This window comes from Calidithermus terrae (assembly GCF_003574345.1).
GTDB lineage: Bacteria > Deinococcota > Deinococci > Deinococcales > Thermaceae > Calidithermus > Calidithermus chliarophilus.
On sequence record NZ_QXDL01000079.1, the window covers coordinates 1 to 17,063 of the forward strand.

Genomic DNA, 17,063 nt, shown 5'->3' on the forward strand with positions numbered 1-17,063 from the left:
GCGGGGGGGACGTTGGAGGGGACGTACTCCGAGCCGGCCTCGAGCTTCTCCATCAGGATCTCGTAGGCGGTCTTGTACTTGTGGCCGCTCTGCTCACGGCTGGTGAGCCTGGGCGGGGCGTGGCCGGTGAGCTCTTCCATCAGCTGCAGGCCGTCGAAGGCGTCGGAGGCGTAGTAGACGGGGCCGGTGGCGTAGGCCTGGCGCAGGTCGTGCTCGACGTAGTGGCGGTTGAGCGCCGCGCCGCCGAGCACCACGGGGATGCGGTAGCCCCGCTCGCGCATGTACTCGAGGTTCTCCTTCATCACCACCGTGCTCTTGACCAAGAGGCCGCTCATGCCCACCACCTGGGGCCGGTGCTCCTCGACGGCGGCCAGGATCTCCTCGATGGGCTTCTTGATGCCCAGGTTCACCACCCGGTAGCCGTTGTTGGAGAGGATGATGTCCACGAGGTTCTTGCCGATGTCGTGCACGTCGCCCTTGACGGTGGCGAGCACCATGGTGCCCTTGTGGACGCCCTCGAGCCGGTCCATCTTGGGCTCGAGGTAGCGCACCGCCGCCTTCATGGTCTCGGCGGCCTGGAGCACGAAGGGGAGTTGCATCTTGCCCGCGCCGAAGAGGTCGCCCACCACCTTCATGCCCTCCAGCAGCACCTCGTTGATGACCGAGACCGGGGTGTAGCCCGCCTGCAGGGCGGCCTCGAGGTCGGCCTCGAGGCCCACCTTGCGCCCCTCGATGATGCGCTTCTTCAGGCGCTCCTCCACGCCGAGCCCGGCGAAGGGGTCGGCGGCGGCCGATCGCTCGACCTTGTTCTTGGCGAAGTAGTCCACGAAGGCGAAGAGCGGGTCGTGGGCCACGGAGCCGTCGGGGTTGAAGGCGCGGCGGTCGTAGATGAGGTCGAGGGCGAGCTTGTACTGCTCCTCGGGGATCTGGTTGATGGGCAGGATCTTGCCCGCGTTGAGGATGGCCGCCGTGAGCCCGGCCTTGATGCACTCGTCGAGGAAGACCGAGTTGAGCACCACGCGGGCTTGGGGCGAGACCCCGAAGGAGACGTTGGAGACGCCCAGGATGAAGCCCACCTCGGGCAGCAGCTCGCGCACCCTGCGGATGCCCTCGATGGTCCACATGCCCAGCTTGCGGGTGTCCTCGTCGCCCTGGGTGATGGGGAAGGTGAGCAGGTCGAAGAGGATCGAGCTGCCCGGGATGCCGTGGACCTGGGTAAGGCGCTCGTACATCCGCAGGGCGATCTCGACCTTGCGCTCGGGCGTCTTCGCCATGCCCGCTTCCTTGTCCTCGTCGATGGTGAGCGCCACCAGGGCCGCTCCGTGCTGGCGGGCGAGGGAGGCCACCTTGTCGAACTTCTCCAGGCCGTCCTCGAGGTTGACCGAGTTGAGGATGGCCCGGCCCCCCAGGTGCTCGAGCGCCTCCTGCATCACGTCGGTCTGGGTGGAGTCGATCATGATGGGGATTTGCACGCTGGTGGCGAAGCGCTTCACGACCTCGCGCATGTCGCGCACCTCGTCGCGGCCGGTCCAGGCCACCGAGACGTCGAGCACGTGTGCCCCTTCGGCCACCTGCTCCTGGGCGAGCTCGAGCATCCCCTCGAAGTCGCCGGCGAACAGCAGCTCGCGGAACTTCTTGCTCCCCGTGGCGTTGGTGCGCTCCCCCACGATGAGGATGCCGGTGTCCTGCTTGAGCGGCACTGCCTGGTAGAGGCTCGCCACCTGCGCCGGGAACTGCGCCAGCGTCTTCGCGGCCTGCGGGTGGCTGCCCAGCGCCTCCGCCAGGGCGCGGATGTGCTCGGGGCCGGTGCCGCAGCAGCCGCCCACCACGTTGAGGCCGTACTCGCGCACGAACTTCGTCTGCCAGCGCACCAGCTCGGCGGGGGTGAGGTCGTAGACCACCCGTCCCCCCTCGTTGCGGGGCAGGCCGGCGTTGGGCAGGCAGGAGACCCAGCGGGTGGAGTTCTGGCAGAAGAAGCGGACGTGCGAGTCCATCAGGTCGGGGCCGGTGGCACAGTTCATCCCGATGACGTCGATGGGGAGGGCCTCGAGCGCGGTCAGGGCGGCGTTGTCGTCGGTGCCTACGAGCATGGTCCCGGTGGACTCCACCGTGACCTGCACCTGCAGGGGCACCTCGCGCCCCACGTCCTGCATGGCCGCACGCGCCGCCTGCACCGCGCAGCGCACCTGGAGGATGTCCTGGGCGGTCTCGATCAGCAGCACGTCCACCCCACCCCGGATCAGGCCGCGGGCGGCCACGCGGTACGACCCCAGCATCTCCCGCCAACCGATCTGCCCCAGGCTGATGAGCTTGGTGCCCGGCCCCAGCGAACCGGCCACGAAGCGGGGCTTCTCGGGGGTGGAGAGGCGGTCGGCCTCCTCGCGGGCGACGCGGGCGCCCAGGTAGGCCAGGTCTTCGGCCTCGGCCTCGAGCCCGTACTCCACCAGCACGTGGGGGAAGGCCCCGAAGGTGTTGGTCTCGATCACGTCGGCGCCGGCCTCGAGGTAGCTGCGGTGGATGCGGGCGATCACGTCGGGCTGGACCCGGTTGAGCATCTCCGGGCAGCCGTTGTAGAGCTCGCCGCCGTAATCCTCCGCCGTGAGGTCGTACTTGAAAATCTCGGTGCCCATCGCCCCGTCGTAGACCAGCACCCGGCGGGAGAGGGCTTGCAGGTAGGGGAATGCTTCGGCCCGCGCCTCGCGGCGGTAGCCCTCGGCGGTGAGGGGCTCGAGGCCCTGTTCGGCGAAAAAGTCGCGGTATACCAATGACTCCACAGGGGCATTGTAGGCCATCGCCCCCGCGACGGGTGAAAGCCGCCGGGCCCAAGCTGGGCATCAGCCGACCGTCAGCTTTTCTCCCCATCATGGGCGCCGTGGAAAAGGCGCGGGTCAAGCAGGAGGTGCGGCGGGCGGTGCGCCGGGCCGCCCCCGAGATCGAGGCCCTGGCACGGGCCGGGTATTTCGCCAAGGGGATCGTCTACGGCCTGATCGGGGTCCTGGCGGCCCGGGCCGCCTTTCAAGCCCGCGAGAGCGCCCAGAACACCGACCCACGGGGGGCGCTCGAGCGCGTGGGCGAGCAGCCCTTCGGCCAGGTCGTCCTGGGGCTGCTGGCCCTGGGGCTGGCCGGGTACGCCCTTTGGCACGTGGTGCGGGCGGTGCTGGACCCCGAACGCCACGGGCGGGGGCCCAAAGCCTGGGCCAAGCGGCTGGGCTACGCGGTGAGCGCGGGCGTTCACCTGAGCCTGGCCTGGTTCGCCTTAGGCTTCGCCCTGGCGGGCCGCTCCAACGGGCGCGGCAAGAGCGAGGAGGACTGGACCGCCGAATTGCTGCGGACGGACGCCGGCCCCTGGGTCGTGGCGGGGGCCGGCGCCGTAATCCTCGGCCTGGCCCTGAGCCAGTTCTACATCGCCTACCGGGCCAGCTTTCTCCGCCGCCTGCACTTCGACGACCTCCCCGAGCCCGCCTACCGCCTGCTCACCCGGCTCGGCCAGGTGGGCATCGCCGCCCGCGGCGTGGTGTTCGCCATCGTGGGCGGCTTCTTGCTCGAGGCCGCCTGGACCGACAACCCCCAGCGCGCCGGGGGCATCGCCGACGCCCTGAGCCTCCTCGAGAGCCGCCCCGCCGGCCCCTGGCTCCTGGGCGCCGTCGCCCTGGGCCTCGTCGCCTACGGCATCTTCGTCATCGCCCAAAGCCGCTACCGCATCATCCCGGTCCGGCAGAGCTAGCCTCCGGCAGCGGCTCGCGGCGTGCGGCGCTCGAGGTCGAGGGCCGAGGGCCAAGGCGTCGGGCGTTTCGCGTCTTGTGTTTAGCTATCGGCCATCGGCTATGGGCCATCGGCGTTTAGCGTTCGGCTATCGGCGTTCAGCCTCTCACGTCCCCCGTTATGATCATCCCATGCCGAGCCTCACCGAGGGCATATTGCTCACCGACCAGTATCAGCTCACCATGGCGCAGGTCTATTACCGCCTGGGCATCCACGAGCGGCCCGCGCTGTTCGAGTTTTTCTACCGCAAGAACCCCGACTACGGGCAGCACCAGGCGGGGTACGGGGTGTTCGCCGGCCTCGACCCACTGCTGGAGTGGATGGAGAGCGCCCGCTTCAAGGAGGCGGAGCTCGAGGTGCTGCGCTCGCACAAGACCCGCGCGGGCGAGCCGATGTTCGGCGAGGACTTCCTGCGCTGGCTGGGCCGCAACGGATCCTTCGACGGGCTGACGCTGCGGGCCGTCGCCGAGGGCCGGGTGGTGCACCCCCAGGTGCCCCTCGTCGCCATCGAGGGGCCGCTGGTGCAGGCGCAACTGCTCGAGACCGCCCTGTTGAACAAGCTCAACTTCGAGACCCTCATCGCCACCAAGTCCAGCCGCATCCGCGAGGCCGCCGGGCCTGCCGCCTACGTGCTGGACATGGGCTTGCGGCGGGCGGCGAGCGGGGCGGGCAACTCGGCCACCCGCGCCGCGCTGATCGGGGGGGCCAACCGCAGCTCGAACGTGGGCATGTCGCACGAGCTGGGCCTGCAGGCCGCCGGGACCCACGCCCACAGCATGGTGCAGGCCTTCATGGCGCTGGGCATGGGCGAGCTCGACGCCTTCCGGGCCTTCGCCGAGGTCTACCCCGACGACACCGTGCTGCTCGTGGACACGGTGGACGTGCTCGAGAGCGGCGTCCCCAACGCCATCCAGGTCTTCGAGGAGCTGCGGGCGAAGGGCCACCGGCCCGTGGGGATCCGCCTCGACTCGGGCGACCTGGCCTACCTCTCCATCCGCTCGGCCCAACTGCTCGACAAGGCCGGCTTCCCCGACGCCGCCATCGTGCTCTCCTCCGACCTCGACGAGCTGGTGATCTGGCAGATCTACACCCAGATCCGGCAGGAGGCCCCGCGCTACGGCGTGGACGCCGACGCCCTGACAAGGCGGCTGGTCTTCGGGGTGGGCACCCGCATGGTGACGAGCTGGGGCCAGCCGGCGCTGGGCGGGGTCTACAAGGTGGTGGCGGTGCGCGAGGACGGCGAGTGGAAGCCGGCCATCAAGGTCTCGGAGACGCTGGAGAAGGTGCTCAACCCCGGCCACAAGAAGGCCTGGCGGCTCTACGACGACCGCGGCCTGGCCTCCGCCGACGTGCTCACCCTCTCCGACGAGGACCCCTGCGCCGAGCCCACCCTCACCCTGCACCACCCCTCCGACGCGGGCAAGATCCGCCGGGTCAAGACGGCGGCCTGCCGCCTCGAGCCCCTGCAGGAGGAGGTCTGGCGCGGCCAGCGCGTCGCCGAGCCGCAGCCGCTCGAGGTCCTGCGCGAGCGCCACCGCAAGGACGTGGAATTGCTCGACCCCGGCGTGCGCCGCCTGATCAACCCCCACACCTACCACGTCTCGCTCTCCAGCCGCCTGTGGCAGCTCAAGAACCAGATGGTCGAGGCGCTGTTGCAGGGGAGCTGAGCAGGGGCGCGTTAGAATCGGTCGCGTGGATTACGACCCCGTCGCCGAGTTCTACGCCCTGCAGTACGCCCGCTACACCGACGACCTCGAGTTCTACGCCCGCTTAGCCCGCGACTACGGCGGGCCGGTGCTCGAGCTCGGCGCGGGGACCGGCCGGGTGACGCGGGCCGTCGCCCGGTCCGGGGTCGAGGTGGTGGCGCTCGAGCCCTCCGGGGCCATGCGGGAGCTGGGCCGGCAGCACACCGAGGGCCTGCCCGTAGAGTGGCTCGAGGGCGACATGCGCGCCCTGGACCTGGGGCGCAGGTTCCCCCTCATCATCGCCCCCTTCAACGCCTTCATGCACCTGTACACCCTCGAGGAGCAGGACCAGGCCCTCCGCGGCATCGCCGATCACCTGGGGCCCGGCGGGCGCCTGGCCTTCGACCTCTACAACCCCGCCCACATCGGCCCTCCCGAGGTGCTGCGCTGGGAGGGGAGCTACGAGGGGGGCCTCGAGGTCTTCATCCGCCAGGAACACCTCCCCGCCATCCAGGCCCTCCTGACCCACTACTACCTCGACCGCACCGACGCCAAAGGCGTGGTACGCCGCCAGACCTTCACCCTCACCCAGCGCTACTTCACCCGCTACGAACTCGAGCGCTGGCTCCGCTCCTACGGCTTCGACTACCGCCTCAAAGGCGGCTTCCACGGCGAAAAGCTCGACGCCGACTCGCTGCACTTCTGCGTCACCGCCTGGCGGCGGTGAGTAGGGGCTCGTAGCCTGTGGTAACCCCTCCCCTTCCCTCCCCGCACGCGGGGAGGGAAATATCCCCCCAGCCCCCCTTGCTAAGGGGGGAACAAGGCGTCTTGCGTTTTGCGTTTCGCGTCTTGCGTTTTGCGTAGGACGTACGACGTACGACCCGCGCCCAGCGCCCCGCGTCCGGCGCCCGGCGTTTTACCTTCCCCGCCCAGCGCGTTAGCATAGCCCCATGCGAATTGAAGCTGCCGAGATGAAGCTCATCACCCTGCCCCTGCGCTTCCGCTTCGAGACCTCCTTCGGCGTGCAGACCGAGCGGCACATCATCGTGCTCACCCTCTACGGCGAGGGCCTCGAGGGCTACGCCGAGACGGTCATGGAGCACACCCCCCACTACCGCGAGGAGACCATCGCGGGGGCCTGGGCGCTGCTGGAGGAGCTGCTCATCCCGCAGGTGCTGGGCAAGGACATCGCCAACCCCGAGGCGCTGTGGGCGCACGTCCGCAACTTCCGGGGCAACAAGATGACCAAGGCCGCGCTCGAGATGGCCTTCTGGGACTTGTGGTGCAAGAGCCTGGGGCAGCCGCTGTGGAAGGTGCTGGGCGGGGTGCGCGAGGAGATCCCGGTGGGGATCAGCCTGGGGATCGAGCCCAGCGTCGAGGCCACCGTCGAGAAGGTGGGCAGGGGGCTCGAGCAGGGCTACAAGCGCATCAAGCTCAAGATCAAGCCCGGCTGGGACGTGAAGATGCTGATGGCGGTGCGCGAGGCCTACCCCGAGGCCAACCTCACCGTGGACGCCAACTCGGCCTACACCCTCAACCACGTCGCCACCTTCAAGGCCATGGACGCCGCCGGCCTCGACTACATCGAGCAGCCCCTGGCCTTCGACGATATCGTGGACCACGCCAAGCTGCAGGCGGCCATCTCCACCTCGATCTGCCTCGACGAGTCGATCACCAGCCCCGAGGACGCGCGCAAGGCGCTCGAGATCGGCGCCGGGCGGGTCATCAACCTCAAGCCCGCGCGGGTGGGGGGCATCCTGGCGAGCCGCAAGATCCACGACATCACCGAGAGCTACGGGCTGCCGGTGTGGATGGGGGGGATGCTCGAGGCGGGCATCGGGCGCGCGGCCAACATCCACGTGGCGACGCTGCCCATGTTCGTCAAGCCGGGCGACACCTCCTCGGCGAGCCGCTACTGGGAGGAGGACATCGTCGAGGAGGCGCTCGAGGCCTCCGGCGGCATGATGGCGGTGCCCCAGGGCCCCGGCCTCGGGGTCACGCCCAAGCGCGAGCTCATCGACCGCCTGGCGCTCAAGTCGGCCTACGTCGCCAACTCCTGAGGCGCCGCCAAAGCGATGGAAGTCGTCGTTCGCCAACTGCACGAACCCGGGGAGATCCTCCCCGTCGAGGAGCTCCAGGCGGCCATCTGGGGCGACCCCGACGACGTGATGCCCGCCCGCTCGATGATGGCGATGGCCCACGAGGGAGCGCTGGTGGCCGGGGCTTTCCTGGGCGGCGAGATGGTGGGCTTCGTCTTCGGCTTCCCCACCGCCGACCCCAAGCGCCACCACTCGCACATGATGGGGGTGCTCGAGGCCCACCGCGGCACCCCCGCCGCGCTGCTGCTCAAGCGCTTCCAGCGCGACTGGTGCCTGAGCCGCGGCTACGAGGTGGTGGCCTGGACCTTCGACCCCCTGCGCGGGCTCAACGCCAACTTCAACCTGCGCAAGCTGGGCGTGACCTTCGGCAAGTACATCCCCGACTGCTACGGCGAGATGACCGGCATCAACGCCGGGGCCCCCTCCGACCGCGCCGACGTGGACTGGGAGATCCGCTCGGAGCGGGTCTTCCGGCGCGTCTACGCCCCCGAGCCCCTGCCCCACGTCGAGGGTCTGCCCTACGCCAACACCGTGCAGGACGAGCAACCCGTGGCGCTCAACCTGGGCCTGGAGGCCCCCCGCCTGCTGCTGCAGATCCCCGAGGACTGGGGACAGATCCTCCAGCACGACAAGGCCCTGGCGCTGGCCTGGCGGGAGCACTCGAGGGCGCTGTTCGGCCACTACTTCGCGCGCGGCTACCGGGTCACCGACTTCGTGCGCTTCCCCAACCGCTACCTGCTGGAGCGTTCGGGATGAGGCTCGAGCCCGAGATCTGGACCGCCGAGGTGGTCTACCTGGGCTTCGGCACCCCCATGCTGCGGGGGGGCCTGGCGGTGGTGGGCGATCACGTCGCGATGACGGGGGGGCTCGAGGAGCTCCAGCGCGCCTACCCCGGCGCGCCCGTGGTCCACAAGGGCAAGGCCCTCACGCCGCCCGTAGCCAACGCCCACACCCACCTCGACCTCTCGCGGCTGCCCTACTTCGAGGGGCCCTACGTCGGGTTCATCCGCCACGTCCTCGCCAACGGCGCGGGGCGCGGGGTGGAGGCGGCGCGGCAGGGGCTCGAGGAGCTGCGCGCGCTGGGGGCGGGGGCCTTCGGCGACATCGTGGCCCGCGACGCGGTGATGGACTGGCTGCTGGGGCACTCCGACCTCCCCGGCGTGGCTTACCGCGAGGTGATCGGCCCCGACCCCGGCAAGGCCCACGACGTCTTCGCGGCCCTCAAGCCGCAGCTTTTGGCCTGGAAGAAGCGCGAGGGGCGGGTGAAGGTGGGCCTCTCGCCCCACGCCACCCACACCGTGAGCGCACCGCTGTTCAGGCTCCTGGTGGAGTTCGCCGCCCTCGAGGGCTTCCCCGTGCAGATCCACGTCGCCGAGAGCCCCGAGGAGAGCCGCTACGTAAGGCGGGCCGAGGGGGGCTTCGTGGAGTTCATGCGGCAGATGAAACTGCCCGTGTGGACCCCGCCCGGCGTCTCCCCCGTGCAGTACCTCGCCGACCTGGGCCTCCTGGGCCCCGGCGTCACGCTGGTCCACGCGGTGCAGGTGGACGAGGCCGACGTGCGGGTGATCGCGCAGGCCGGGTGCCGGGTGGTCTCCTGCCCGCGCAGCAACCGGGGCCTCGAGTGCGGCGAGTTCCCCTGGGCGCTGTACCTCAAGCACGGCGTCGAGGTGGCCCTGGGCACCGACTCGCGCGGCAGCAGCCCCGACCTGGACGTGCGCAACGAGGCCCTGCACCTGTGGGGCAAGGTGGACCCGCGGGTGCTGGTGCGCTCGGCGACCCGCGGCGGCTACCGGGTGCTCGGCCTTCAGACCCCCCGCATCACGCGGGGGAGCGCGCTCAGCCAGGTACAATCGTGGTGACGGGGGTTGACCCACGGTGACTTCCGGCAGGTTCGATTGCGGCCCCTCGAGGCTAAGGTGAATTGATGCAGGTCGGCCCCCTGATCCTCTACAGCGGATTCGTCGGCGCGCTCACCGGGCTGGTGGCGGCCCTGATCGCGTCGGGGCTGAGCCTGGTGCAGAACGTGGTGCTGGGCTGGGTGCTGGGCTACCAGCCGCCCGGGCTGCCCGGCGAGGGCGGGCTGGCCCAGGTCTTCACCGGCCCGCGCCTGTGGTTCTTGGCCCTGCTCCCCGCGCTGATCTTCGCCCTGGCTACCGTGGTGGGCACCGGCCACGGCCTGGGCTGGTTCCTCTCGATGTACCGCATCGAGCGGCGCGCGCGCTTCCTCGAGCACCTGCGCTCGAGCCTCGCCGCCGTCCTGCAACTGGGCTCGGGCTCGCCGCTGGGGCGTGAGGGCCCCATGGCTACCATGGGCCTATGGATCGGCGCGGCCGTCGGGCGGCGTTTCCCCATGGGCGGCTCGGGGCGCTACCTGCCCTTCGCCGGGATGGCCGCCGGGTTCGCCGCCGCCTTCCACGCCCCGCTGGCCGCCGCGCTGCTGGCCTCCGAGATCGTCTTCCGCGGGCTCGCGCTGGAGGTCAGCGCGCTGGCCCCCGCCCTGATCGGGGCGCTGGCCGGGTTCTCGGTGTACGGGGCCATCCTGGGCTACGGCCCCATCTTCGACATCCAGGTGGGCACCGTGCCCTGGACCTCGCTGGTCTTCGGGCTGGCGGTGGGGCTGCTGTGCGCGGGGGTGGGGGCGCTGTGGCTGGAGGGCAGCTACTGGCTGCGCTTCCTGGTGCGCCGCCTCCCCTACGTCTACCGCCACCTGCTGCTGGGCCTCCTGATCGGGGCGGTGGTGCTGGCCTTCCCGGCCGCGCTGGGCAACGCGCTGCCCTGGGTGCAGCTCGGGCTCTCGCCCATCCTCGACCTGCGCTTCCTGGCGGTGCTGTTCCTGGTGCAGCTCATCCTGCTGGTGGCGGCGGGCGGGGTGCGGGGCTACGGCGGCTACTTCGGCCCGGCCCTGGCCCTGGGCGGGCTGGTGGGGATCATCGCCTCGAGGGTCACCCCGGGCCTCGCCCCGCCCGCCGAGGCCGCGGCCCTGGCCGGGATGGCCGGGCTGCTCGCGGGGATCGCCCGCGCCCCCTTCGCCTCGGTGGTGCTGGCCTGCGAGATCGGCGGCTACAGCGTCCTGCCCGTGGCCCTCCCCGCCGCCTTCGCCGCCTACGCGCTCACCAACCCCACGCGCATGCCCGACCAGGTGGCTATCTTGGAAGATAAGGGTGAGGCAGCGGCCCCTCCGCCTGAAAGCGCTCCGCGTAGCGAACCCCCGCCAGAGTCCCAAGCCGCGCCCGGTTCGCCCTGAAGGCCTCCAAGCTGTAGTCCCACTGGTAGAAGTCGCGGTACAGGCTGAAGACCTGCTCGGCCACCGCCTGCCCCTCCTCCCCGATGTCCACGTAGACCACGGGGCGGTGGATGTCCTCGCGGTAGTAGTGCAGCAGCCGGATGCGGCTGCGGTGGGCCTCCCCCACCAGCTTGGGGATGCGGCAGAGCTTGAGCGCCGAGAGCGTGGCGGTGTAGGCCGCGCGGTGGTCGGGGTGGACGTCGTGGGGGTCCCAGGTGAACACCACGTCGGGCTTCCAGGCCGCGACCAGCCGGGCGACCGACAGCGCCTCCTCGCGCCCCCCGGTGAGGCCGGTGTCGGGGTAGTTCAGGAACTCGTACTCGGCCCCCAGGATGCGGGCCACCTCCCGGCCGTGGCCCTCGCGCACCGCCGCGACCTCCTCGGGCGGGGCGTCGCCGAACTGGCTCGCCAGTTCGCCCCTCGTGAGCCACACCAGCTTCACCGCGTCGCCGCGCAGGGCGTGGCGGGCCAGGGTTCCGGCCGTACCGATCTCGTCGTCGGGATGAGGGAAGATCGCCATCAGACGCATAGGGCGCAGTCTACCCCGCCCTGCCCCTCGGTGAGAGAAGCGTGCGCTAGACACACCCCCGGCGGTGTGCTACATTCATTGGTGCTGCGCCTGGAGAGGTGCCCGAGTGGTTGAAGGGGCACGCCTGGAGAGCGTGTATAGGGCGTTCGCTCTATCGAGGGTTCGAATCCCTCCCTCTCCGCCAGCAGCACGAGAAAACCCCCCGCCCACCCAGGGCGGGGGGATTCGCATGGAGGCGGCTTCAGTTGCCGGTGTCGCTGTAGAGGGCCTGGATCTCCCCGTCGCTCAGGGCGCGGTTGTAGACCCGCACGTCGTCCATGAGGCCCCTAAAGACCGCGCTGGTGTTGTTGAGCGCGGCGTTGCCCATGAGGAAGTTGTTGGCGCTCGAGGGGTTGGCGTAGCTCCCGTTCGCGCTAACGGTGGCGACCTGGGCGCCGTTGCGGTAGAGCTTGACCGTGGTCTGGCCGCCGCTGCTCGAGACGGTGACCACGTAGTGCGCCCAGGCGCTGGTGGACACGCTGGCGCTGTCGGCCACGGTGAGGGTGGGGCCGGAGCCGGTGAGGACGAACGAAACCCGGCCGCTGGTGCCGCCCAGGGCGTTGGGGTTGCCCACCACTAAGGCCGCCCAGGGCTGGGAGCCGTTGCCGTTGTTCTGGCCCAGGATCCACTGGTCGTTGTTGGTGAGGGGGCGGACCCAGACGCTGTAGCTGAAGCTGCCGCCCTGCCCCAGGTTGGCGGTGCTGACGAGGCCGTAGACGCCGTTGCTGTCGCCGCAGCCCGCGCCGGAGCCGTTGTTGAACTCGTAGGCCTTGCTCGCCAGGCCGTTGCGGTTGGCGGCGGGCTGCACGCAGGCCACGCTGCTGATCGAGCCGTTCTTGTTGTTGCCGCTGGTGTCGCTGGCGCTGTTGCTGAAGAGGTACTCCCCGAGCAGCCCGTCCCTGGGGATGCTGGCCTGCACGTTGCCCTGCTGGCTGACGCTCACGCCGGAGGCGTCGGTGGCGGTGAGCCTGACGGTGTAGGTCCCGGCGGCGCCGTACTTGTGGGTGGTGTTGATGGCGGCGAAGTTGCTGGTGAGGGTGGTCTTGGCCGTGCCGTCGCCCCAGTCGATCTCCACCTTGCTGAGGTTGGCGTCGGGGTCGCTCACGCTGGCGGTCACGGTCGCCACGAAACCCGAGATGCTCGCGCTGAAGCTGTCGATGAGGGGCGGGCGGTTGCCGGTGACGCTGGGGTCGAGGGGGGCGGGGTCCTTGTCGTCGGCGGTGGTGTCGCTGTCGGTGTCGGCCTTGAAGGGGTCGGTGCCCTTCAGCTTCTCCTGGGCGTCGGCGAGGCTGTCGTTGTCGAAGTCGGCCACGGTGGGGTTGGGGAACACCTTGCGCGAGGCCTTGCCCACGACCGCCACCGTCCAGCCCTGCTTGACCTCGAGCCCGTCCTTCAGCCCGTCGCCGTCGGAGTCGGCCACGTCGTCGCGGGTGCCGTAGAAGTACTCTTCGCTGGCGAAGAGGCCGTCGTCGTCGCGGTCCTGCACGTAGAGAAGGTGGATCTCGGTGCCGGGCTTGAGCAGGATGTCCTCGAAGTGGGTGCCCGCGGGGATGCTCAGGTTCGAGGAGCCGACCACCGCCCACAGGGCGCGCTGCTGGGAGTTGCGGGCGACGTTGGCGCCGGCCTGCTTGTCGAAGAGGCTGGTGAGCACCCTGGTTCCGTCCGGCTTGGCCTGGGTGGCGAAGGGGAGCTCGAGGATGTCGTCGAGCACCTTCTTCATGCTGACGCCCACGATCTTGCCGCCCTGACGCTCTACGTTGGTGGCGACGCGGGCACGGCTGACGTGGCCGTTGCCGTAGTCGATGACCACCAGCGCGGTCTGGGCCAGGGTGACCTCCTTGAGGAACTCGAAGTTGCGCCCTTCCTGGTCGGTGAGGTTGTAGGTGCTGAACTGGAAGAAGAGGTTGTTGGGGTGGGCCATGATCTCCAGCGCCTGGTCGGCGGGGATGGCGACGTTGCGGGCGTCGAGCACGCCGGTCTGGCTGCCGCTGGCCAGCGTGACGCCGCCGGCGGGGATGGCCGGGGTGAGGCTGGTGATGGTCTTGAACTTGGTGGGGTCGGCGGGGTCGCGGAAGAGCGCGGTGATCACGAGGTCCTCGAGCTTGAAGCTCACGTCCCCGGCGTTCTTGACCCGCAGCCCCACGCCGACGCGCCCGTCGTCGATGGTCTTCCCCGACTCGCTGCCCTCGGAAAGGGCTTCTTCACGGGTCTGCTGCGAGGAGCGGCTGGAATCTTGGGTGTAGCTGCGGGTGTTCTCGTTGGAGAAGCCCGCGCTCACCGTCACCGAAGCGCTGAGCGTGGTGCCGACGCCGTCGGTCCCGGCGCTGAGCTCAGCCCCCACCGTCGCGCTCACGCTGCCCTCGACGCGGCGGGTCTGGCTGTCGGTGCTGGAGGTGCTGGTGGAAGTGCCCTGGGAGAGCGAGGCCGACTTGGTGCTGACGACGGTGTTGTTGCTGGTGAGCTTGACGTTGACGCTGAGGTCGGTGGTGCCCTCGAGGGAGAGCTCGAGCTGGGGCACGTTGGCGATGAGCGGGTTGTACACCCCCCCGCGCACGATGATCTCGTCGTAGTCGCTGATCTTGTCGCCGTCGGTGTCGGCGAGGGTGGGCGAGGTGCCGTGCAGCTTGATCTCGTTGCCGTCGAAGAGCGAGGAGTTGCCCTTGGCGTCGCCGTCGGAGTCCACGTCGGCGGGCGAGCTGGCCCACTTCTTGAGCTCGTCGAAGTCGGCCAGGCCGTCCTGGTCGGTGTCGCTGCTGCGCGGGTCGGTGAAGTTCGAGCGCTCCTCCTTGTCGTTCAGGCCGTCGCCGTCGGTGTCGGGCTTGGCCGGGTCGCTGGTCACGGCGCGCTTGGCGAAGCTGCCGTCGCCCTGCCTGACCTGAACCTCCCAGCCGCTCGCCTCGTCGGCGTCGAGGAGCCCGTCCCCGTCGCTATCGCCCGCCGCGGGCGCGGTGCCGGTGAAGGTCTTGCTGTCGGCGGCCGGGTCGATGGGGTTGCCCTTGGCGTCCTGGACCCCCGCGACCTTGAGGGTGTACTGGACGGCGCTCTGGGGCGCGGTGGTGAGCGTCACCTTGGTCTTCTGCGCGTCCAGCACGGCCTGGGTGACCGCCAGGCTCGGGGTGATGGCGTAGTTGGCCGCGGTGGTGGCCCCGGCCTCGACGGCCTCGCTGAACGTCACCTCCACCGTGGTGGGGCCGGTGGAAGCCACGGCCACCAGTTTGGGGGCGGGGTCGGCCGCCTGCTGAGCGCAGCCCGCCAGGGCTGCGAGGGCCAGGAAGGCCCAGATCACGCGGATAGGTTGGGGTTTGCCTGCCATACATGCCTCCTCCTGCTTGGTCTGAGGCAAGGGTAGGAGGCGGGCGTTATATGGCGTTATACGGCCTCGAGCCGCCCCGATGACGAGCCCGCAGGGCGTGAGGGCGAACCCTGCGGGCCCCTTTCCGGCTGGCCTAACCGGGCTGGCTCCTTAATGCCGACCCCGCTCGAGCCCCCGCCTCCGGCCGCTGCATCGCGTAGGCCACGATCTGCTCGAGGCTCATTTCCCTGCCCTCGGCCAGCGCCCGCTCGAAGGCCTGGGGCTCGAGGTGCTGGCGGCCGGCGGCGAGGTAGCGCTCGACGTTCTCCGGGCTCACCGGCGGCTCGGCCAGGCCCATGGCCTCGGTGAGGCCGTAGACCGCGCCCATCAGCCGCATGGCCCGCTCGAACTGGCCCAGCCGCAGGGCGAGCTCGACGAAGGAGGCCAGCACCACGCCGATGCTCCAGCGGCGCTCGAGGGCGTAGAGGATGCGCAGGCCCTCCTCGAGGTAGTCCCGCGCCCCCTCCAGCTCCTCCTGCCGCAGGGCCAGGATGGCGAGGTTGACCAGCGACACCGCGATGCCCTGCTGGTCGCCGAGCTCGCGCTTGATGGCGAGGCTCTCCTCGGTGAGGGCTCGAGCCCGGGCGTGCTCGCCGAGCTCCGAGAGCACCTGGCCGAGGTTGCCCAGGGCGTAGGCGACGCCCCGCCGGTCCCCGATCTCGCGCTTGCGGGCCAGGCTCTCCTCGAAGTAGGGCCGCGACGCCTCGAACTGGCCGCGGTAGCCGTAGACCACGCCGATGTCGTTGAGGGTGGTGGCGATGCCGTAGCGGTCGTCGAGCTCGCGCCGCAGGCGCAGGCTCTCCTCGAAGTAGCCGAGGGCCTGGTCGAAGTTGCCCTGCTCGCGGACGATGGTCCCCAGGCTGTGCAAGGCGCCCGCGACCTCGCCCCGGTCTTCGAGGCGCTGCCAGAGCTCGAGGGCTTCCTGCTGGGCCTGCAGGGCCTGGGCGTAGTCGCCCTGGTCCTTGGCCCGCTCGGCCAGGGCGCCCAGGGCCTTGGCGTGCAGGCGCGGGGGAATGCCTTCTAAGGGCAGGCCGAGGGCGCGCTCGAGCCAGGCCTTGCCCTCGCGGTGGTGGCCGCGCACGTACCAGAAGTGGTGCACGGACGTCGCCAGCCGCAGCGCCAGGGCGGCGTCTCGCCGCGACAGCGCCCAATCCAGGGCGGCGCGGAGGTTGTCGTGCTCGAGGGCGAGGCGCTCGAGCCAGTGAGCCTCCTCCGGGCCGCGCAGGTAGGCGCCGGCCTCCTCGGCCAGGGCGAGGTAGTGCTCGGCGTGGGCCTGCCGGACGGCCGCCAAAGCCTCGCCCGTCCCGGCCTGCTCGTGCGCCTGCTGCCGGATCACCTCGTGCAGCTCGAAGCGACCGCTCGGGGTGCGGCGCAGCAGCGACCTGTCGGCCAGGGCCAGCAGGACCATGGGCCCCACGCCCGCGACCTTGAGCGCGGCCGTCCGGTCGAAGCCGCCCCGGAAGACGGTGAGGCGGGCCAGGGCCTGCTGCTGCTCGGGGGTGAGGCGCTGCCAGGAGTGCTCGAAGACCGCCCGCAACGAGCGGTGGCGCTCGGGCAGGTCGGGGGCGGGCACCTCGAGCACGCCCAGGCTGCGCTCGAGCTCGGCCACGATGTCCTGCGGGGTGAAGGCCGAGACCCAGGCGGCGGCGAGCTCGAGGCCCAGCGGCAGCCCCTGCAGCAACTGGCACACGCGCAGCACCGCCGGGGCGACCTCGGGCGTGAGGGCGAACTGCGGCCACGCCCGGTTGGCCCGCTCCACGAACAGGCGCACGGCGCTCGAGCGCCGCACGGCCTCGAGGTCGTAGCCGGGCGGGTAGCCCAGGCCCTGGAGGTCGAGCACCCACTCCGCCTGCAGGCGCAGCCGCTCGCGCGAGGTGACCAGCACCCGTAGCTGGGGGGCCTCGTTGAGCAGCTCCGCCACCAGGGCGGCCCCGTCCACGAGGTGCTCGAAGTTGTCGAGCACCAGCAGCATCTCCCGCCCGCGCAGGTGCTCGAGCAGCTTGGCCTTGGGGTCGGCGGCGCGGGCCAGGCTGAGGCCGAGGGCCTCCGCGACGGCCGGGACGATCAGCGCGCTGTGCGACAGCGGGGCCAGCGCCACGAACCACACCCCGTCGGCGAAGGCCCCGAGCTGGCTCTCGGCCACGCTGAGCGCCAGGCGGGTCTTGCCCATGCCGCCCGGCCCGGCCAGGGTGATCAGGCGCTCGCCGGCCTCGAGCCGCCGGTTGACCAGGCCCAGCTCCTCCTCCCGCCCGATGAAGGTGGTCAGGCGGGTCGGCAGGTTGTGCAGCACGGGGTAGGCCGGGGCCTGCGGGGG

Annotated in this window: 11 protein-coding genes and 1 tRNA gene; 8 read left to right on the forward strand and 4 right to left on the reverse strand. The window is 70.7% G+C overall.

Annotation, left to right across the window (positions count from 1 at the left end; all coding sequences use genetic code 11):
• On the reverse strand, positions 1–2,774 hold a 2,774-nt coding region (metH, locus tag Mterra_RS10405; RefSeq protein WP_420836699.1), incomplete at its 3' end, for a methionine synthase.
• A gap of 98 nt (positions 2,775–2,872) precedes the next feature.
• Here metH and Mterra_RS10410 point away from each other — a divergent pair.
• From Mterra_RS10410 to Mterra_RS10440, 7 genes are all read left to right on the forward strand, one after another.
• Positions 2,873–3,724 carry a DUF1206 domain-containing protein gene (locus tag Mterra_RS10410; protein WP_170159628.1) on the forward strand — a complete coding sequence of 284 codons (852 nt, stop codon included), beginning with the start codon at positions 2,873–2,875 and terminating at the stop codon, positions 3,722–3,724.
• 169 nt (positions 3,725–3,893) lie between these two features.
• Entirely contained in the window at positions 3,894–5,429 is a 1,536-nt protein-coding gene (locus Mterra_RS10415) for a nicotinate phosphoribosyltransferase (protein WP_119315143.1), read from the forward strand.
• A 25-nt stretch (positions 5,430–5,454) separates the two neighbouring features.
• On the forward strand, positions 5,455–6,174 hold the full coding sequence (locus Mterra_RS10420; protein ID WP_119315144.1) for a class I SAM-dependent methyltransferase: 720 nt from the start codon (positions 5,455–5,457) through the stop codon (positions 6,172–6,174).
• A 223-nt stretch (positions 6,175–6,397) separates the two neighbouring features.
• Positions 6,398–7,507 carry an o-succinylbenzoate synthase gene (gene menC, locus Mterra_RS10425; protein WP_119315145.1) on the forward strand — a complete coding sequence of 370 codons (1,110 nt, stop codon included), beginning with the start codon at positions 6,398–6,400 and terminating at the stop codon, positions 7,505–7,507.
• A 15-nt stretch (positions 7,508–7,522) separates the two neighbouring features.
• Positions 7,523–8,302 carry a GNAT family N-acetyltransferase gene (locus Mterra_RS10430; RefSeq protein ID WP_119315146.1) on the forward strand — a complete coding sequence of 260 codons (780 nt, stop codon included), beginning with the start codon at positions 7,523–7,525 and terminating at the stop codon, positions 8,300–8,302.
• Complete coding sequence (locus tag Mterra_RS10435) at positions 8,299–9,405, forward strand: amidohydrolase family protein (RefSeq protein ID WP_119315147.1); 1,107 nt, start codon at positions 8,299–8,301, stop codon at positions 9,403–9,405. The genes Mterra_RS10430 and Mterra_RS10435 overlap by 4 nt, the downstream gene beginning before the upstream one ends.
• A 65-nt stretch (positions 9,406–9,470) precedes the next feature.
• Positions 9,471–10,790, forward strand: a complete 1,320-nt coding sequence (locus Mterra_RS10440) for a chloride channel protein (protein WP_119315148.1) — start codon at positions 9,471–9,473, stop codon at positions 10,788–10,790.
• Here Mterra_RS10440 and Mterra_RS10445 read toward each other — a convergent pair.
• Entirely contained in the window at positions 10,690–11,358 is a 669-nt protein-coding gene (locus Mterra_RS10445) for a PIG-L deacetylase family protein (protein ID WP_119315149.1), read from the reverse strand. The genes Mterra_RS10440 and Mterra_RS10445 overlap by 101 nt on opposite strands.
• A 92-nt stretch (positions 11,359–11,450) precedes the next feature.
• Here Mterra_RS10445 and Mterra_RS10450 point away from each other — a divergent pair.
• Positions 11,451–11,542: transfer RNA gene (locus tag Mterra_RS10450), tRNA-Ser, on the forward strand.
• Between the two features lie 57 nt (positions 11,543–11,599).
• Here Mterra_RS10450 and Mterra_RS10455 read toward each other — a convergent pair.
• Positions 11,600–14,710 carry a LamG-like jellyroll fold domain-containing protein gene (locus Mterra_RS10455; protein ID WP_147372679.1) on the reverse strand — a complete coding sequence of 1,037 codons (3,111 nt, stop codon included), beginning with the start codon at positions 14,708–14,710 and terminating at the stop codon, positions 11,600–11,602.
• 133 nt (positions 14,711–14,843) lie between these two features.
• Positions 14,844–17,063: ATP-binding protein (locus Mterra_RS10460; RefSeq protein WP_147372681.1), on the reverse strand; the 2,220-nt coding region annotated here is incomplete at its 5' end.